This window comes from Wohlfahrtiimonas chitiniclastica (genome assembly GCF_002252325.1).
In the GTDB taxonomy this organism is placed as follows: Bacteria; Pseudomonadota; Gammaproteobacteria; order Cardiobacteriales; family Wohlfahrtiimonadaceae; genus Wohlfahrtiimonas; species Wohlfahrtiimonas chitiniclastica.
The window spans coordinates 72,473-90,299 of record NZ_NEFL01000003.1; the positions used below are offsets into that span (position 1 = coordinate 72,473).

General features: G+C 43.2%; 14 protein-coding genes and 4 tRNA genes. 15 read left to right on the top strand and 3 right to left on the bottom strand.

Annotated elements, in window-relative coordinates; all coding sequences use genetic code 11:
* Window positions 1-66: 66 nt before the first annotated feature.
* Window positions 67-945: a pyridoxal kinase gene (gene pdxY, locus B9T10_RS07960; protein ID WP_008316680.1), complete on the top strand. Its 879-nt coding sequence runs from the start codon at window positions 67-69 to the stop codon at window positions 943-945.
* On the opposite strand, the gene B9T10_RS07965 is transcribed toward pdxY, so the two are convergent.
* The 3 genes from B9T10_RS07965 to B9T10_RS07975 all read right to left on the bottom strand — a co-directional run bounded on the left by B9T10_RS07965 (window position 919) and on the right by B9T10_RS07975 (window position 2,587).
* Entirely contained in the window at window positions 919-1,227 is a 309-nt protein-coding gene (locus B9T10_RS07965) for a hypothetical protein (protein ID WP_094538239.1), read from the bottom strand. The two genes, pdxY and B9T10_RS07965, sit on opposite strands and share 27 nt — an antisense overlap.
* Window positions 1,228-1,349: 122 nt before the next feature.
* A complete protein-coding gene (locus B9T10_RS07970; protein ID WP_008316682.1) occupies window positions 1,350-1,964 on the bottom strand; it encodes a superoxide dismutase in 615 nt (204 codons plus the stop codon).
* A 101-nt stretch (window positions 1,965-2,065) separates the two neighbouring features.
* Complete coding sequence (locus tag B9T10_RS07975; protein ID WP_094538240.1) at window positions 2,066-2,587, bottom strand: RDD family protein; 522 nt, start codon at window positions 2,585-2,587, stop codon at window positions 2,066-2,068.
* 87 nt (window positions 2,588-2,674) lie between these two features.
* Between B9T10_RS07975 and B9T10_RS07980 the strand changes: the two genes are divergently transcribed.
* The 14 genes from B9T10_RS07980 (at window position 2,675) to rpoC (ending at window position 17,788) form a co-directional block, all read left to right on the top strand.
* Window positions 2,675-4,309, top strand: a complete 1,635-nt coding sequence (locus B9T10_RS07980) for a L,D-transpeptidase family protein (RefSeq protein WP_094538241.1) — start codon at window positions 2,675-2,677, stop codon at window positions 4,307-4,309.
* A 48-nt stretch (window positions 4,310-4,357) separates the two neighbouring features.
* Window positions 4,358-4,442, top strand: a tRNA-Tyr gene (locus B9T10_RS07985).
* Between the two features lie 19 nt (window positions 4,443-4,461).
* Window positions 4,462-4,535 (top strand) — tRNA-Gly (locus B9T10_RS07990).
* Between the two features lie 11 nt (window positions 4,536-4,546).
* Window positions 4,547-4,622, top strand: a tRNA-Thr gene (locus B9T10_RS07995).
* A 33-nt stretch (window positions 4,623-4,655) separates the two neighbouring features.
* Entirely contained in the window at window positions 4,656-5,846 is a 1,191-nt protein-coding gene (gene tuf, locus B9T10_RS08000) for an elongation factor Tu (protein WP_026165770.1), read from the top strand.
* 12 nt (window positions 5,847-5,858) lie between these two features.
* A tRNA-Trp gene (locus B9T10_RS08005) sits at window positions 5,859-5,934 on the top strand.
* Between the two features lie 82 nt (window positions 5,935-6,016).
* A complete protein-coding gene (gene secE, locus B9T10_RS08010; RefSeq protein WP_094538242.1) occupies window positions 6,017-6,409 on the top strand; it encodes a preprotein translocase subunit SecE in 393 nt (130 codons plus the stop codon).
* Window positions 6,410-6,411: 2 nt separating this feature from the next.
* A complete protein-coding gene (nusG, locus tag B9T10_RS08015; protein ID WP_008315633.1) occupies window positions 6,412-6,939 on the top strand; it encodes a transcription termination/antitermination protein NusG in 528 nt (175 codons plus the stop codon).
* A gap of 104 nt (window positions 6,940-7,043) precedes the next feature.
* A complete protein-coding gene (gene rplK, locus B9T10_RS08020; RefSeq protein WP_008315632.1) occupies window positions 7,044-7,475 on the top strand; it encodes a 50S ribosomal protein L11 in 432 nt (143 codons plus the stop codon).
* Window positions 7,475-8,167, top strand: a complete 693-nt coding sequence (rplA, locus tag B9T10_RS08025) for a 50S ribosomal protein L1 (protein WP_008315631.1) — start codon at window positions 7,475-7,477, stop codon at window positions 8,165-8,167. Before rplK ends, rplA begins: the two co-directional genes overlap by 1 nt.
* 146 nt (window positions 8,168-8,313) lie before the next feature.
* Window positions 8,314-8,817 carry a 50S ribosomal protein L10 gene (rplJ, locus tag B9T10_RS08030; RefSeq protein WP_008315630.1) on the top strand — a complete coding sequence of 168 codons (504 nt, stop codon included), beginning with the start codon at window positions 8,314-8,316 and terminating at the stop codon, window positions 8,815-8,817.
* 57 nt (window positions 8,818-8,874) lie between these two features.
* On the top strand, window positions 8,875-9,243 hold the full coding sequence (rplL, locus tag B9T10_RS08035; RefSeq protein ID WP_008315629.1) for a 50S ribosomal protein L7/L12: 369 nt from the start codon (window positions 8,875-8,877) through the stop codon (window positions 9,241-9,243).
* A 215-nt stretch (window positions 9,244-9,458) separates the two neighbouring features.
* Window positions 9,459-13,580 carry a DNA-directed RNA polymerase subunit beta gene (rpoB, locus tag B9T10_RS08040; protein ID WP_026165769.1) on the top strand — a complete coding sequence of 1,374 codons (4,122 nt, stop codon included), beginning with the start codon at window positions 9,459-9,461 and terminating at the stop codon, window positions 13,578-13,580.
* Between the two features lie 50 nt (window positions 13,581-13,630).
* Complete coding sequence (gene rpoC / locus B9T10_RS08045) at window positions 13,631-17,788, top strand: DNA-directed RNA polymerase subunit beta' (RefSeq protein ID WP_008315625.1); 4,158 nt, start codon at window positions 13,631-13,633, stop codon at window positions 17,786-17,788.
* Window positions 17,789-17,827: the final 39 nt, after the last annotated feature.

Sequence of the window (17,827 nt, forward strand, 5' to 3'; positions counted from 1 at the left end):
CTTTGTTTTAATAATGGGCTAAATTTGGTTAGTATATAGCGATGATGACAATAACGGAATTTAACCATGGCAAAATCAGCGCCTCAACGAGTTTTAACCATTCAATCCCATGTCACCTTTGGGCATGTGGGGAATGACGCCGCCGTCTTTACTTTGCAGCGTCTTGGCATTGAAGCGATGCCCATTCATACGGTGCAATTTTCTAATCACACAGGTTATGAGATTTTTACGGGTGAAGTGTTTGGGGCGGATCATATTGAAGCGGTGATGGATGGTTTGGTACAAAATGATTTATTAAATGGTGTGGATGCCGTATTGTCTGGCTATTTAGGCAGCGTTGCCATAGGGCAAGTGATTCATCGGGCGCTGGACATTGTGCGCAGCCACAATCCCCAGGCCATTTATGTGTGCGATCCTGTCATGGGGGATAAAGATGATGTGGGCGGTTTTTTTGTGGATGACACCATTCCGCCCTTTATGCAAAAAACATTGGCAAAAGCTTCGATCATTACGCCGAATCATTTTGAATTTGAAGTGTTGTGTGGCCGCTTGATCAATACATTGGCAGATGCTGTCACAGCGGCGCGGGCTTTGATGGCTCAACATGATGCACTGCATACCGTGCTCATCACCAGTTTTAGGGAAGATGACGCAGTCGATGAATTGATGACTTTAGCAATTACACCATCAGAGGCTTGGTGTGTCACAACGCCACGCTGTGATTATCTTCCAATGCCCAGCGGCATGGGCGATACATTTTCTGCCTTATATTTAGGCCATATTTTAAATGGTCGATCCATTGAATATGCCATTCGTTATACAACATCTGCTCTGTATGCGTTTGTGATGGATACAGACAATGGCGCGCGTGATCTCTCCATCATTCGTGAGCAAGCCCAGATGATCGAGCCACTGGTCTTATTTGATGCACTGCCGATTGTATAAAAACTCAATCAACTCATGAAGTGTTGTGACATCGCAATCAGTGGGTGCAAAACCATATTCTGCATGCCATGCTTGTGCAATGGCGGCAGAGAATAATAAAGCCTCGATGTGTGCACGAGAACCTAAGGGCAGGGCAGTGTCATACAAGGTTGATAAATTCAGGGGAAGATTAAAGGTGATGAAGGTTGTCATCACAGCATCTGTCATGGGGCAAAAAGTATGTGCCTGCATGGCCGTATTCCAATGAGTGAGCTGTGTTGTGATGAGGGTTGAGCGTTCCATAATGATCCTTGGTGAGGGTTATAATTGTTAGGTTCACTATAAAAAAGAAATGTGACAATGATATGAAGCCATAAAAAAAGCCCTCAATTGAGGGCTTTGATCATCATAGGATGTAGACTAAATTATTTAGCTGCTAAGAAACGACGGTTCACTTCGTTCCAGTTCACAACGTTCCAGAATGCTTTGATGTAGTCAGGACGCACGTTGCTGAATTTTTTGTAGTAAGCGTGTTCCCAAACGTCGATTGTCAATACAGGTGTTTTACCAATCGTTAATGGAGAATCTTGGTTAGAGGTTGACATGACTTCTAAGTCGCCATCTTTGTTCACAACCAACCATGCCCAACCTGAACCGAATTGGCCAGTGGCTGCTGCTGCGAATTTTTCTTTGAATGCATCAAAGCTACCGAATGCTTTTTCGATCGCGGCTTTGATTTCGCCCGTCGGTTCGCCACCTGCGTTAGGTGCCATGATTTCCCAGAACAATGTGTGGTTTGCGTGACCGCCACCGTTGTTACGCACAGCGTTACGGATCTCTTCAGGCACAACATCGTTTAATTTTGCGATTAACTCATCGATTGGCAATTGAGCCAATTCAGGATGATTTGCAATCGCATTGTTTAAGTTGTTCACGTAAGTATTGTGATGCTTATCGTGATGCAAATGCATGGTTTCTGTATCGATGTGTGGTTCTAAAGCATCGTGTGCATAAGGTAAATCAGGTAATGTATAAGCCATAATTAATCTCCGTTTAATGAATGAATTGATGGTCATTTCAACTGCTCTAGTGTATCAGTTTCTAGAGCAGATACAAAATCACGCATGGCGTGCATCCGTGATTATTTTTTGGTTTTTGGCAACTGCACCACACGTGTTTGTGTCCATAGATCATAGAACGTGGTGCGATTTTTAAAAAATGCCATGCCTAAGCCATAAAGGGCAAGGAGGGCAGAGGCCATAGGAATCATGGCTGCCGTTGTCCATTGTACGCCGATGGCATAATTGATGCCAAAAAAGGCAATGGCAATGGCAAGCACAAATAAAACGGCGCGCGTTGCACTGATTTTTGGGGAGAGAGTTTCACCGTGCGTTGTGACAACACGTAAACGCCAGCTGCGCATGCCTAGGGTTTGACCACCTTTGTGCCAAAAATAAGTATAGAAAACAATCGGTGTAAAAATGGTGCACGTTGTGATCATTAATGGATACAATGCATGACCCGGTTCAATGGCCACACCATGATTAAACGGTAACCAAATTAAGGTCATCAGCATCATTAAAGGGATGATCAAAAACAGATCGTAGACAAAGGCCAACATTCTTTTAAGCGCAGTCGCTTTTGGTATCGATTGTGGTGACATTGTAAATAACCGCTATACTATAAAATTAAATGGATCGTATAATAACATGCTTCTTTGTGGGGCTAACTTTTTAGATTGTGGACAGTTATGAAAAAAACAATATTATTCTGTGTATTAGCTTTAACATCACCCATTGTGCTTGCCAACTCAAATGTGGGGCAAGAGCCTGTGTTGTCACAATCTGTGGTTAAAAGTTTAACACAACAAAATAAGGCGCAATTGCGCGCAAATAAAGGCAATGTAGAGCAGTTTTATCAAAGCTTTTATGCGGCTCATCCTGATGCGAGCTTTGTGTGGTTAGATCAAGGCAAAATGACACCACGCGCTGAAAAAGCATTAGAAATATTGCGTGCAAGTCACCATAAAGGTCTATTTCCTGCGCGTTATCACGTTGCGGCGATTGATGCATTGCTCGCATCAGATTTAACGGATGTGAACAATCAACAAACCTTAGATTTACTCATGACGGATGCAATGCTCAGTTACTTGCGTGACATCTCTGTCGGGCAGCCTGAACTGATTGCCATTGAAACCAAAAATTGGTTATTGCCACGTGATCCATTTGATGCAGTTGCGGCATTAAAATTGGTGTTAGCCTCTGATGATATGGCATCAGAAGTGGCGCTCTTTGAACCGAATCACACGCAATATCAGCAATTGGTGAAAAGTTTAGGGCAATTGCTCGACAATACTGATTTTTCCGCGCCAGAAACGCAAGTTAAAGTGGGCGGTAAGCTCTCTTTAAATGACAGCGGCGCAAATGTTGTGGCGCTCAATAATCGCTTGATTGAGCTTGGCTTTTTAGCAGAAAATCATCATGATCAAAAAACATTTGATGCAAAAACAAAAGCAGCCGTGCAAGCCTTTCAGCGTGCCCATTTATTAGAGCCTGATGGCGTTGTGGGGCGTAGAACGCAGCTTGAACTCAATAAAACGAATCGTGATCGCGTCACGCAATTGATGACAAACATTGAAAGATGGCGCTGGATGCCAAAAGATTTGGGACAACACTATTTAGTGGTGGACATTCCAAGCTTTGAATATTATGTCGTGAAAGATGGACAAGAAACGGTGCGCGCTAAAACCATCGTGGGTAAAGCACAGCGTTCCACACCTGTATTTATGGCGCCCATGAATCACATCGTGTTTGCACCTTATTGGCATGTGCCACGTTCGATGGCGGTGAAAGATCAATTGCCGAAATTAAAGCAAGATCCTGAGCGTTTAGCGCGTTCTAAAATTCGCATTTATGACAAAGCAGGCAATGAAATTGATCCAACAATGGTGGATTGGTCACAATACAATACGAGTAACTTCCCGTATCAATTGCGCCAAGATCCCGGCAATTACAATGCGCTGGGTAAGGTGAAATTCATGTTCCCGAATAAACACGCGATTTATTTGCACGATACGCCACAAAAAAGCCTTTTTGGTAAAACAGAGCGCACCTTTAGTTCGGGCTGTATCCGCATTGAAAATCCTGTGGAGCTTGCAGAATACTTCTTAAAAGATCAGGATTGGAAAGTGGATCAAGTGAAAAAAGCGTACGATGGTGATAAAGAGCGCACTGTGCGTTTAAAAGAAGACATGCGTTTTCCGGTGTATACAATCTATATGACAGCGGCTGTCAATCCTGATGGACAGACGGTTTATCGCTCAGATATTTATGATCGTGATCCGGCAATGCAAAAGGCGATTGATAAATTAATAGGCAATCTCTAAAAAAAAATTGACATAAAAGAAATGTTGCCTATAATGGCAACTCTCTCGGGTGGGATACTCAAGCGGTCAACGAGGGCAGACTGTAAATCTGCTGGCTAAGCCTTCGAAGGTTCGAATCCTTCTCCCACCACCAAATTATAAGATTGAAAAAAGCGGGTGTAGTTCAATGGTAGAACCTCAGCCTTCCAAGCTGATTGTGAGGGTTCGATTCCCTTCACCCGCTCCATTCGTTTAAGCGCTCATATAGCTCAGTTGGTAGAGCACACCCTTGGTAAGGGTGAGGTCGCCAGTTCGATTCCGGCTATGAGCACCATTACTTCCCTTTTTAACATAGAGTGATTTGAGTATGTCAAAGGAAAAATTTAGTCGTAGTAAACCACACGTAAACGTGGGTACAATTGGTCACGTTGATCACGGTAAAACAACCTTAACAGCTGCGTTGACTAAAGTAGGTGCTGACCGTTTCGGTGGCGCTTCTCAAGCTTATGACCAAATCGACAAGGCTCCAGAAGAAAGGGCACGTGGTATCACGATCTCTACTTCACACGTTGAGTACGAATCAGAAGGTCGTCACTACGCGCACGTTGACTGCCCTGGACATGCTGACTATGTTAAAAACATGATCACAGGTGCTGCCCAAATGGATGGCGCTATCTTAGTATGTTCTGCAGCGGATGGCCCTATGCCACAAACGCGCGAACACATCTTATTGTCTCGTCAAGTAGGTGTTCCATACATCGTTGTATTCTTGAACAAAGCAGACATGGTAGATGACGCTGAGTTGATCGAATTGGTTGAAATGGAAGTTCGCGACTTATTGAGCACTTATGATTTCCCAGGTGATGATACACCAATCATCGTTGGTTCTGCATTGAAAGCTTTAGAAGGCGATGAATCAGAAATCGGCGTACCTGCAATCATTAAATTAGTAGAAGCATTAGACACTTACATTCCTGAGCCAGTACGTGAAATCGACAAACCATTCTTGATGCCTATCGAAGATGTGTTCTCTATTTCTGGTCGTGGTACAGTAATCACTGGTCGTATCGAATCTGGTATCGTTAAAGTGGGTGAAGAGTTGGAAATCGTTGGTATTACACCAACTATGAAAACAACTTGTACTGGTGTTGAAATGTTCCGTAAATTATTGGATCAAGGTCAAGCTGGTGATAACGTGGGCGTTCTTTTACGTGGTACAAAACGTGAAGAAGTACAACGTGGTCAAGTATTAGCTAAACCAGGTTCAATCAAGCCTCACACTAAATTCGAAGCTGAAGTATACGTATTGTCTAAAGATGAAGGCGGCCGTCATACTCCATTCTTCAAAGGTTACCGTCCACAGTTCTACTTCCGTACAACTGACGTAACTGGCGCTGTTGAATTACCAGAAGGCGTAGAAATGGTTATGCCTGGTGACAACATCAAGATGGTTGTTGAGTTGATCAACCCAATCGCAATGGATGAAGGTTTACGTTTCGCAATTCGCGAAGGTGGCCGTACTGTTGGTGCTGGTGTTGTAGCTAAGATCATCGCGTAAGAAAAAGATTAAGGGTTGGTAGTTCAATTGGTAGAGCAACGGTTTCCAAAACCGTAAGTTGAGGGTTCGAGTCCTTCCCAGCCCGCCATCATTTAAGAAAGCAGCACTACGCTGCTTTTTTAATTTGAGAAAAATATGTATAATGGGTAATTTGTTTCCGAGAAATGACTATGAGTAAAAAAGAAAATCAGGTTGTGGCCAAGGAAAAGGCTGAAAAAGGCAAGTTGCAGGTATGGTTGTCTGTCATTCTGTTATTGGCTGGCATTTTTGGATACTATTACTTGATGGATACGAAGTTGGCATTGGCCTTTGTGTCATTAGGTGTTGGCGTCGTACTTTTTTTGGCAACTTTTTTAACATCAGTGACCGGGAAGAATTTGATCCTATTCTTTAAAGAGTCTCGCATTGAGCTTCGCCGTGTTGTATGGCCAAGCTGGGATGAGACCAAAAAGATGACATTGATGGTTTTAGTTGTGATGGCGCTTTTCTTGATTTTCTTACTCCTATCCGACTGGATTTTAGGTGGAATCGTGTCATTCTTGTTAGCACGCTTTGGGGGTTAATCATGCGTTGGTATGTTATTCAGGCTTACTCTGGTTATGAAAATCAGGTAATGAAAGCGCTGAAGGAATACGTTGCTCGTGCAGGTTTGGATGAGTTTTTTGGCGAAATTATTGTGCCTTCGGAAGAAGTGGTCGATGTTCGCGATGGTAAAAAACGTAAAAGTGAGCGTAAATTCTTCCCAGGTTATGTATTGGTTCAAATGGATATGAACGACGATACATGGCATTTGGTGAAAAATACGCCAAAAGTGATCGGTTTCATTGGTGGCACAGGCGATCGTCCGATGCCCATCACTGAGAAAGAAGCCAGCCACATTCTAAACAGAATGGCAGAGGCGGAAGAAGGTCCTAAATTAAAAGTATTGTTTGAAGTGGGTGAGTCTGTTCGTGTGACAGATGGTCCATTTGCAGAATTCAATGGTGTTGTGGAAGAAGTCTTGGCAGATAAAGGTCGTTTGATCGTATCTGTAATGATCTTTGGTCGTGCAACGCCAGTGGAATTAGAATTTTTCCAAGTCGAAAAAAGCTAATTCATAAAATATCTATTGTGGTTTGGGATTATATTATGTATAATTTCAAACCTTTTGTTATTGGGGAGCAAATTTTTGCGCTGACCCATTTTTAGGAGATAATCATGGCCAAGAAAGTAACGGCTTATATCAAATTGCAGGTTCCAGCTGGTAAAGCTAACCCTGCGCCACCAATTGGTCCAGCATTGGGTCAACACGGTGTAAACATCATGGAATTCTGTAAAGCTTTCAATGCTGAAACTCAGCAAATGGAAGTTGGCATGCCATTGCCAGTTGTGATTACAGTTTACAACGACCGTTCATTCACTTTCATCAAGAAAACCCCTCCAGCGGCTTACTTGTTGAAAAAAGCTGCAGGTTTAAAATCTGGTAGCTCAAACCCTAACACTAAGAAAGTGGGTAAAGTGACGCGTCAGCAATTAGAAGAAATCGCTGAAACTAAAGGCGCTGACCTTTCTGGTGCAACAATGGAAGCGAAAGTACGCACATTAGCAGGCAGTGCTCGCTCAATGGGTATTGAAGTGGAGGGTCTATAATGGCTAAGCAATTAACTAAACGCGCAAAAGCAATCAATGAAATGGTTGATGCACAGAAAATCTATTCTGCAGACGAAGCGTTCAAATTATTGTCTGAAATTCCACGTGCAAAATTCTTAGAATCAGTAGACGTTGCGTTGAACTTAGGCGTTGATCCACGTAAAAGTGATCAAGTTGTCCGCGGTGCAACAGTAATGCCAAACGGTACAGGTAAAACTGTACGCGTTGCAGTATTCGCTCAAGGCGCAAACGCAGAAGCTGCTAAAGCAGCTGGCGCTGACGTTGTGGGTTTTGAAGATTTAGCAGAAAGCATCAAAGCAGGTAACTTAGACTTTGACGTTGTGATCGCATCTCCTGATGCAATGCGCATCGTGGGTCAATTAGGTCAAGTATTAGGCCCACGTGGTTTAATGCCTAACCCTAAAGTTGGTACAGTAACACCTGATGTTGCTGGCGCTGTAAACAATGCTAAATCTGGTCAAGTTCGTTTCAGAACTGACAAAAACGGTATCATTCATTGTTCAATCGGTAAAGTAGATTTCGACGCAGCTAAATTGCAAGAAAACTTAAAAGCATTGATCACTGAAGTGAATCGTTTGAAGCCTTCTTCAGCGAAAGGTATCTATTTGAAGCGTGTGACTGTATCTTCAACGATGGGTCCAGGCTTATTGGTTGACGTAGCGTCAATCTAATCAGATTAGAACTTCCTGCTTCGGCAGGAAGTGTCTGAGACCGTAGAGGCTAAAAGGCTTAATATTCTACGTAGACGGTGACCTAACTATAGTGATCCGTAAGGCCCCTTGAAAAAGGGATGTTTAATAACTACTTATGGTGACGTATGTTAACTTTACAAGAGAAACAAGCAGTTGTTGCTGAAGTTTCTGAAATTGCAAGTCGTGCGCATTCATTAGTTGCAGCTGAATACCGTGGTTTAACAGTAGCTCAATTGACAGCTTTACGTGAAAAAGCTCGTGCAGGTGATGTATACTTACGCGTTATTAAAAACAGCTTAGCTAAGCGTGCGTTAGCAAATAGCAATTTTGAAAGCATTAATGATCATCTTGTTGGCCCGATTATTCTTGCATTCTCTATGGATGAAGAAGATCCAGTTTCAGGCGTTCGTGCAATTCACGAATTCTTGAAAGATAAAGCTAATGAGAAAATGGCTGTTAAAGCAATCGTTCATGATGGTGCCCTCTATGAAGGCAGTGAATTAGAACGCATCGCTTCACTACCAACAAAAGACCAAGCCATCTCTATGTTCTTGGCTGTGCTCAAAGCGCCTGTACAAAAATTGGCAGCAACTTTGGCAGCAGTTCGCGATCAGAAAGAAGCGGCTTAAGCTTAACGCTATTTGTTTTATATAGAAGATTATTTATAAATTTTTTAGGAGTCTAAAATGTCTGTGTCTAAAGATGATATTTTAAATGCAATTGAAGAAATGAAAACTGCTGAAATCATGGAATTGATCTCTGCAATCGAAGAAAAATTCGGCGTAACTGCTGCTGTTGCTGTAGCGGCTGGTCCTGCTGCTGGCGCTGCTGCTGCTGAAGAAAAAACTGACTTTGACGTTGTAATGACAAGCTTTGGTTCTAACAAAGTAAACGTAATCAAAGTTGTTCGCGCAATCACTGGCTTAGGCTTAGGTGAAGCGAAAGCAATGGTTGAAGGCGTACCTGCAACTGTTAAAGAAGGCGTTGAAAAAGCTGAAGCTGAAGAAGTTAAGAAACAACTTGAAGAAGCTGGTGCAACAGTTGAATTGAAATAATTACAATTTCTTTGAACGAGCTGAATTATTCAGTAAACCTGTTTAGGAAATTTGTAATTTGAAGATCTATATTTAGATATAATTTTTAACCAAAGGCTAGTGGTGAACCACTGGCCTTTAGTAGCTTGTTGATCTGTAAGCTAGAAAAAGTGGATTATGATCAATGATGTTCTTTTTCTAGTTTGCCTTTTAACTAAGTAAGCCTTGAGGATTTGATAATGTATTCTTTTACAGAAAAAAAGCGTATCCGTAAAGATTTTGGGAAGCAGTCGAGCGTTTTAGACGTCCCATATCTTTTATCGATTCAATTAGATTCATACGAAAACTTCCTACAACAAGGTGAAAATCGTAAGAAGCGTAAAAACCAAGGCTTACAAGCTGCCTTTGAATCTATTTTCCCCATCACAACAACGAAGGCAAAAACGCCAACGGCTCCAGGTTATACTTTAAGCCTTGAGTATATGGATTATCACTTAGGTGAGCCTGAATTTGATGTGCGCGAATGCCAGTTGCGTGGTGTCACGTATTCTGCGCCTTTACGTGTGGGTATGCGCTTACGTATTTCTGATGCTGATACAAACGCGATCAAAGAAGTTCGCGAAGCAGCCATCGACCGTTTTGGCCGTGGTGGTGTGTATTTAGGTGAGTTACCCCTCATGACCGAAAATGGTACATTTGTGATCAACGGGACTGAGCGTGTTGTGGTTTCTCAGTTGCACCGTTCACCAGGTGTATTCTTTGATCATGACAAAGGTAAAAGCCATTCTTCAGGCAAATTATTATTCTCAGCACGTGTCATCCCTTACCGTGGCTCTTGGTTAGACTTTGAATTTGACGTGAAAGATTTATTGTACGTGCGTATTGACCGTCGTCGTAAATTACACGCAACTGTATTGTTACGCGCATTAGGCTTGAGCGATACAGAAATCTTAGACACTTTCTTCGATAAAAATACATTCCTCTTCGAAGATGGCAAAATTTACTTAGAATTAATCGCAGATCGTTTACGTGGTGAAATCGCTGCCTTTGATATCGTGGTGAACGATCAGTTAATCGCTGAACGTGGCCGTCGTATCACAGCAAAACACATCCGTGAATTGACCAAAGCAGGCGTTGAAAAATTAGAAGTACCGGTTGAATACTTAATTGGTAAAGTGATCGCTGAAGACATCTTTGATGAAGATACAGGCGAAGTATTGTTGCTAGCTAATGAAGTATTGACGTACGACTTAATCGTTGAGCGCTTAGCACAGAAAAATATTAAACGCATCAATGTATTGTATACAAATGATGTGGATCGTGGTTCTTATATCTCTGACACATTGCGTGCAGACATCACGAAAACTCAGTTAGAAGCGCAAGTAGAAATCTACCGCATGATGCGCCCTGGTGAACCACCTGCGAAAGAAGTGGCTGAAACATTGTTCCACAGCTTATTCTTTGACATTGATCGTTATGACTTATCTGCCGTTGGCCGCATGAAGTTCAACCGTCGTTTAAACCGCGGTACGGATGTGGGTGAAGGTACGTTGTCTAACCAAGACATCATTGATGTGATCAAAACATTGGTGGACATCCGTAATGGTAACGGCAATGTAGATGACGTGGATCACTTAGGTAACCGTCGCGTACGTTGTGTGGGCGAAATGGCTGAAAACGTATTCCGCATTGGTTTGGTGCGCATTGAACGTGCAGTGAAAGAGCGCTTATTGCTTGCAGAAGCAGAAGGCTTAACACCACACGAGCTCATCAATGCTAAACCTGTGGCAGCGGCAATGAAAGAATTCTTTGGTTCTTCTCAGTTGTCTCAGTTCATGGATCAGAACAACCCATTGTCAGAAATCACGCATAAACGTCGTATCTCTGCATTAGGTCCTGGTGGTTTGACGCGCGAACGCGCAGGCTTCGAAGTTCGAGACGTTCACACCACTCACTATGGTCGTGTGTGCCCAATCGAAACACCTGAAGGTCCAAACATCGGTTTGATCAACTCATTGGCATGTTATGCACGTACAAACGAATATGGCTTCTTAGAAACGCCTTATCGTAAAGTGGTGGATGGCCATGTGACCAATGAAATCGAATACTTGTCTGCTTATGAAGAGATGGAATTTGGTATTGCTCAGGCAAACGCACGTTTGACAGAAACTGGCGAATTTAAAGATGATTTAATTGCCTCTCACGTGAATGGTGAGTTCATCCTCTTGACGCGTGATCAAATCCAATACATGGACGTATCACCTCGCCAAATCGTATCTGTGGCTGCAGCCTTGATTCCATTCCTTGAGCACGACGATGCTAACCGTGCCTTGATGGGATCGAACATGCAACGACAAGCCGTTCCAACTTTGCGTTCAGACAAACCTTTAGTGGGTACTGGTATTGAAAGCACTGTGGCACGTGACTCTGGCGTATGTATCGTGGCTAAACGTGGTGGTATTGTTGATTATGTGGATGCCACGCGCATCGTTGTTCGTGTGAACGAAGACGAAACCAAGCCAGGTGAAGCGGGCGTTGACATTTATAACTTAACGAAATACATGCGTTCTAACCAAAGTACATGTATCAACCAACGTACATTGGTGCGTGTGGGTGATCGTGTCTCTGCCAAAGACGTGATGGCGGATGGTCCTTCCACTGACTTAGGTGAATTGGCATTGGGTCAAAACATCTTAGTGGCGTTCATGCCATGGAATGGTTATAACTACGAAGATTCCATCTTAATCTCTGAGCGTGTGGTGCGTGAAGATCGTTTCACAACCATTCACATTGAAGAATTAACATGTGTGGCACGTGATACGAAGTTAGGTCCTGAAGAGATCACCTCTGACATTCCAAACGTATCAGAAGCTGCATTAACAAAATTAGATGAAGCTGGTATGGCGTTCATCGGTGCTGAAGTGAAAGCCGGTGACATCTTAGTGGGTAAAGTTTCGCCAAAAGGTGAAACACAATTAACCCCTGAAGAAAAATTATTGCGCGCAATCTTTGGTGATAAAGCGTCAGATGTTAAAGATACCTCTTTACGTGTGCCAACAGGTATGGATGGTACCGTGATTGACGTTCGCGTATTTACTCGTGATGGCATCGAAAAAGATAGCCGTACACGTGAAATCGAAGCGGCTGAATTAAAACGCATCCGTAAAGATTTGAACGATCAATTGCGCATCTTAGAAGATGACTTATTTGACCGTGCACAGCGCTTATTGATGGCCAATGCTGCCGCTTCTGGCAACAAAGGTTTCAAAGCCGGTGCAAACTTCACAGAAGACTACTTAATGAGTTTAGATCGTGAAGATTGGTTGAACTTAGCATTGAAAGAAGAAGATGCTGCCAATGATTTAGCGCAATTGAAAGAATTGTTATCACAACAACGCAAAGAGTTTGATAAGCAATTTGAAGAGAAACGCGAAAAATTAACGCAAAGCGATGAATTAGCACCGGGCGTATTGAAAATGGTTAAAGTTTACTTAGCCGTTAAACGTCGCATTCAACCAGGTGATAAAATGGCCGGCCGTCATGGTAACAAAGGTGTTGTGTCCATGATCGTTCCTGAAGAAGACATGCCATACATGGAAGATGGTACACCTGTGGACATCTGTTTGAACCCACTTGGCGTTCCGTCACGTATGAACATCGGTCAGATTTTAGAAACTCACTTAGGTTGGGCAGCAAAAGGCTTAGGTAACAAGATTCAACGCATGTTGGAAGAAAAATCAGCGATGAGTGATCTTCGCAGCTTTGTGGACGAAATCTATAACAAAGATGAAAGTGCACAAAAAGTTGATTTAGCTGAATTCTCTGACAATGAGTTCTTAGAGTTGTGTCACAACTTGAAGAAAGGTGTGCCAATGGCAACACCAGTATTTGATGGTGCCTCTGAAGAAGAGATGCGTCGTATGCTTCGTTTAGCGGACTTGCCAGAATCTGGTCAAATCACGCTTTACGATGGTCGCACAGGTGATGCGTTTGACCGTCCGGTAACCATCGGTTACATGTACATGCTCAAATTGAACCACTTAGTGGATGACAAAATGCATGCGCGTTCAACAGGTCCTTACTCATTAGTGACGCAACAACCATTGGGTGGTAAAGCACAATTTGGTGGTCAGCGCTTTGGTGAGATGGAGGTGTGGGCACTGGAAGCTTATGGTGCATCCTATACACTTCAAGAAATGTTGACAGTGAAATCGGATGACGTTGTCGGTCGTACGGAAGTTTATAAGAGTATTGTGAATGGAGAGCATCGAATGGATACAGGAATGCCAGAATCATTCAACGTTCTCGTCAAAGAGATCCGTTCTCTTGGTATCAATGTAGAGTTAGATGGTGAGTAATTGTCGATTACTAACAACTACTTCTCTCTAAACATAGGAACTATTGAACAATGAAAGATTTAATGAATTTATTTAAAAATTCGGACAACGTTAAGAACTTTGATGCGATTAAAATCGGCTTAGCGTCTCCTGAAATGATCCGTTCATGGTCATTTGGTGAAGTGAAAAAGCCAGAGACCATCAACTACCGTACATTCAGACCAGAACGTGATGGTCTGTTCTGTGCTCGTATCTTCGGGCCAGTGAAGGATTATGAATGCTTATGCGGTAAGTATAAGCGTTTGAAACACCGCGGCGTGGTGTGTGAAAAATGTGGCGTAGAAGTGACAGTGGCTAAAGTGCGTCGTGAGCGCATGGGTCACATCGAATTGGCTTCACCTGTGGCGCACATTTGGTATTTGAAATCATTGCCAAGCCGCATCGGTTTGTTATTAGACATGACATTGCGTGACATCGAAAAGATTCTCTACTTTGAATCTTTCGTGGTGACCGATCCAGGGATGACGCCTTTAGAACAAGGTCAAATCTTAACGGATGAAGAATACTTAGACATCATCGAAGAACACGGTGATGAATTCGACGCTAAAATGGGTGCAGAAGCCATTTTAGAGTTGTTAAGAGCCCTTGATTTAGAACAAGAAGTGTCACGTTTACGTGAAGAATTGGCAGAAACAGGTTCTGAAACTAAATTTAAACGTTTATCTAAGCGTTTAAAATTGATCGAATCTTTCATTCAGTCTGGCAATAAACCAGAGTGGATGATCCTCACAGTATTGCCTGTGTTGCCACCAGATTTACGTCCATTGGTTGCATTGGATGGCGGCCGCTTTGCAACGTCTGACTTAAATGATTTGTATCGTCGCGTTATTAACCGTAACAACCGTTTAAGACGTTTGTTAGAGTTAAGCGCACCTGACATCATCGTACGTAACGAAAAACGTATGTTGCAAGAAGCTGTGGATTCATTGTTAGACAACGGTCGTCGCGGTCGCGCGATCACTGGCACGAACAAGCGTCCATTGAAATCTTTAGCAGACATGATCAAAGGTAAACAAGGTCGTTTCCGTCAGAACTTATTAGGTAAGCGTGTTGACTACTCTGGTCGTTCTGTGATCGTGGTTGGACCAACATTGCGTTTACACCAATGTGGTTTGCCGAAGAAAATGGCTTTAGAACTCTTCAAACCATTCATTTTCTCTAAATTGATCTCTCGCGGCATCGCTGTGAAAATCAAAGCAGCGAAGAAAATGGTTGAGCGTGAAGCGCCTGAAGTTTGGGACGTTTTAGAAGAGGTGATCTCTGAGCATCCAGTATTATTGAACCGTGCACCGACATTGCATAGATTGGGTATTCAAGCATTTGAACCGATCTTGATTGAAGGTAAAGCGATTCAGTTGCATCCACTCGTATGTACAGCGTTCAACGCCGACTTCGATGGTGACCAAATGGCGGTACACGTTCCATTGTCCATCGAAGCGCAATTAGAAGCGCGTGCATTGATGATGTCTTCAAACAACATCTTGTCACCTGCAAATGGTGAGCCAATCATCGTACCATCTCAGGACGTTGTATTAGGCTTGTACTACATGACGCGTGATCGTGCACGTGCGAAAGGTGAAGGCATGATCTTCGCTGATTACGCTGAAGTGCTTCGTGCGTATTTGAACAAAGAAGTGGGCGTACATGCGCGCATTCAAGTGCGCTTACCTGCGCACATGTTCGAAGACATGAAAGAAGGCGAAGTATTGCGCCGCGTAGAAACAACTGTTGGCCGTGTCTTGTTGTCTGACATCTTGCCAAAAGGCTTCCCATTTGCGTTCATTGATCGTGCTTTGACGAAAAAAGCGATTTCTAACTTGATCAACCAATCTTATCGTCGTTTAGGCTTGAAAGACACCGTGATCTTTGCCGATCGCTTGATGTATACAGGCTTCTACTACGCGATGCGTTCTGGTTCTTCTGTGGGTTATGAAGACATGGTGATCCCTGCTGAAAAAGCTGGCATCATTCATGCTGCAGAAGCAGAAGTGAAAGAAGTTCAAGAACAATACGCGCAAGGTTTGGTGACAAACGGTGAGCGTTACAACAAAGTCATCGATATTTGGTCTCGTACAAACGAAGAAGTGGCCAAAGTGATGATGAAAAACTTGAGTAAAGATCGTCACATTGATGAGAATGGCAATGAAATCTTAGAAGATTCATTCAACTCAATCTTTATGATGGCCGACTCCGGTGCTCGTGGTAGTGCCGCACAGATTCGTCAGTTAGCGGGTATGCGTGGTTTGATGGCAAAACCAGATGGTTCGATCATCGAAACGCCAATCACAGCGAACTTCCGTGAAGGTCTAGACGTTCTTCAATACTTCGTATCCACGCATGGTGCTCGTAAAGGTTTGGCGGATACGGCGTTGAAAACAGCGAACTCAGGTTACTTAACCCGTCGTTTAGTAGACGTTGCACAAGACTTAGTGGTCATCAATGAAGATTGTGGCACAACAGACGGCTTACTCATGACACCAACCGTTGAAGGTGGTGATGTGATCGAGCGTTTAAGTGAACGCGTATTAGGTTTAGTGACTGCGCAAGATGTATTCATTCCAGGCAGCGATGAAGTATTGTTCCCAGCGGGTACATTGATCGATGAAGCCGCCGCTGAAATCCTCGATGAAAAAGGTGTGGATGAAATGATCGTTCGCTCTGCCATCACATGTGAAAACTTACATGGCTTGTGTGCGAAATGTTACGGTCGCGATCTTGGTCGTGGTCACTTGGTCAATCCTGGTGAGTCTGTGGGCGTTATCGCTGCACAATCCATCGGTGAGCCAGGTACACAGTTAACAATGCGTACGTTCCACATCGGTGGTACGGCATCGAGTACAGCCGCAGTTTCAAGCGTACAAGTGAAAACCAAAGGTTTGCTCAAACTTGTGAAAATGAAAACTGTGAAGAACAAGGATAACCAATTGGTATCTACGTCACGTTCTGGTGAAATCATCATCACGGATGAATTCGGCCGTAACCGTGAGCGCTATAAAGTACCATATGGTGCGATCTTGTCTGTGGGTGAAGGCGAGCAAGTGAACGTGGGTGACATCGTTGCCACATGGGATCCGCATACTTACCCTGTCATTGTTGAGGTGACTGGTTTCGCGAAATTTGAAGACTTCGATGAAGGCATCAACGTTCAGAAACAAACAGATGAAATTACAGGTTTAACGCATTTGATCGTGTTAGATTCTAAATCTCGTGGCTCTTCTGGTAAAGATAAGCGTCCTGCGATTCATGTTGTGGATGCCAATGGTGATCCATTAACATTGCCAGGTACGGACATTGCTGCAATCTACACATTGCCAGCGGGTGCGATCATCTCCTTGTCTGACAATGCACCGGTATCATTAGGTGACGTATTAGCACGTATTCCACAAGAATCTTCAAAAACACGCGACATCACGGGTGGTTTGCCACGCGTTGCTGACTTATTTGAAGCGCGTCGTCCGAAAGAAGCTGCAATCCTTGCAGAAATCTCAGGCATCGTGAGCTTTGGTAAGGAAACTAAAGGTAAGCAGCGTTTAATCATCACGGATCGTGAAGGTCAGACGTATGAAGCCTTGATTCCTAAATGGCGTCACATCAACGTATTCGAAGGTGAAAGCGTTGAGAAAGGTGAAATCATCGTCGATGGTGAAATGAGTTCACACGACATTTTACGCCTCTTAGGTGTGAAAGAGTTGGCAGCTTACTTAGTGAAAGAAATCCAAGACGTTTACCGTTTACAAGGTGTTAAGATCTCTGATAAACACATTGAAGTGATCGTGCGTCAAATGCTTCGTAAAGTGGAAATCGTGGAAGCGAACGATTCTGAGTTCATCAAAGGTGAACAAGTTGAGAAAACTCAATTGCTTCGTGAAAATGCACGCTTGATCAAAGAAGGCAAAGTGCCAGCGACTTATGAACCTGTATTATTAGGTATCACAAAAGCATCATTGGCAACTGAAAGCTTCATTTCAGCGGCATCGTTCCAAGAAACCACACGCGTATTGACAGAAGCATCTGTTCGCGGTTTACGTGATGAATTACGTGGCTTGAAAGAGAACGTTATTGTGGGTCGTTTGATCCCTGCTGGTACAGGTTTAGCCTATCATGATGAGCGTCGCTTAGAGAAAGAACGCGAACATGAAGGCACCGAACTCTTCATCAGTGCAGAGTAATTCTTAAATTAATAATGTTTAATAAAAGCATCTATTCAT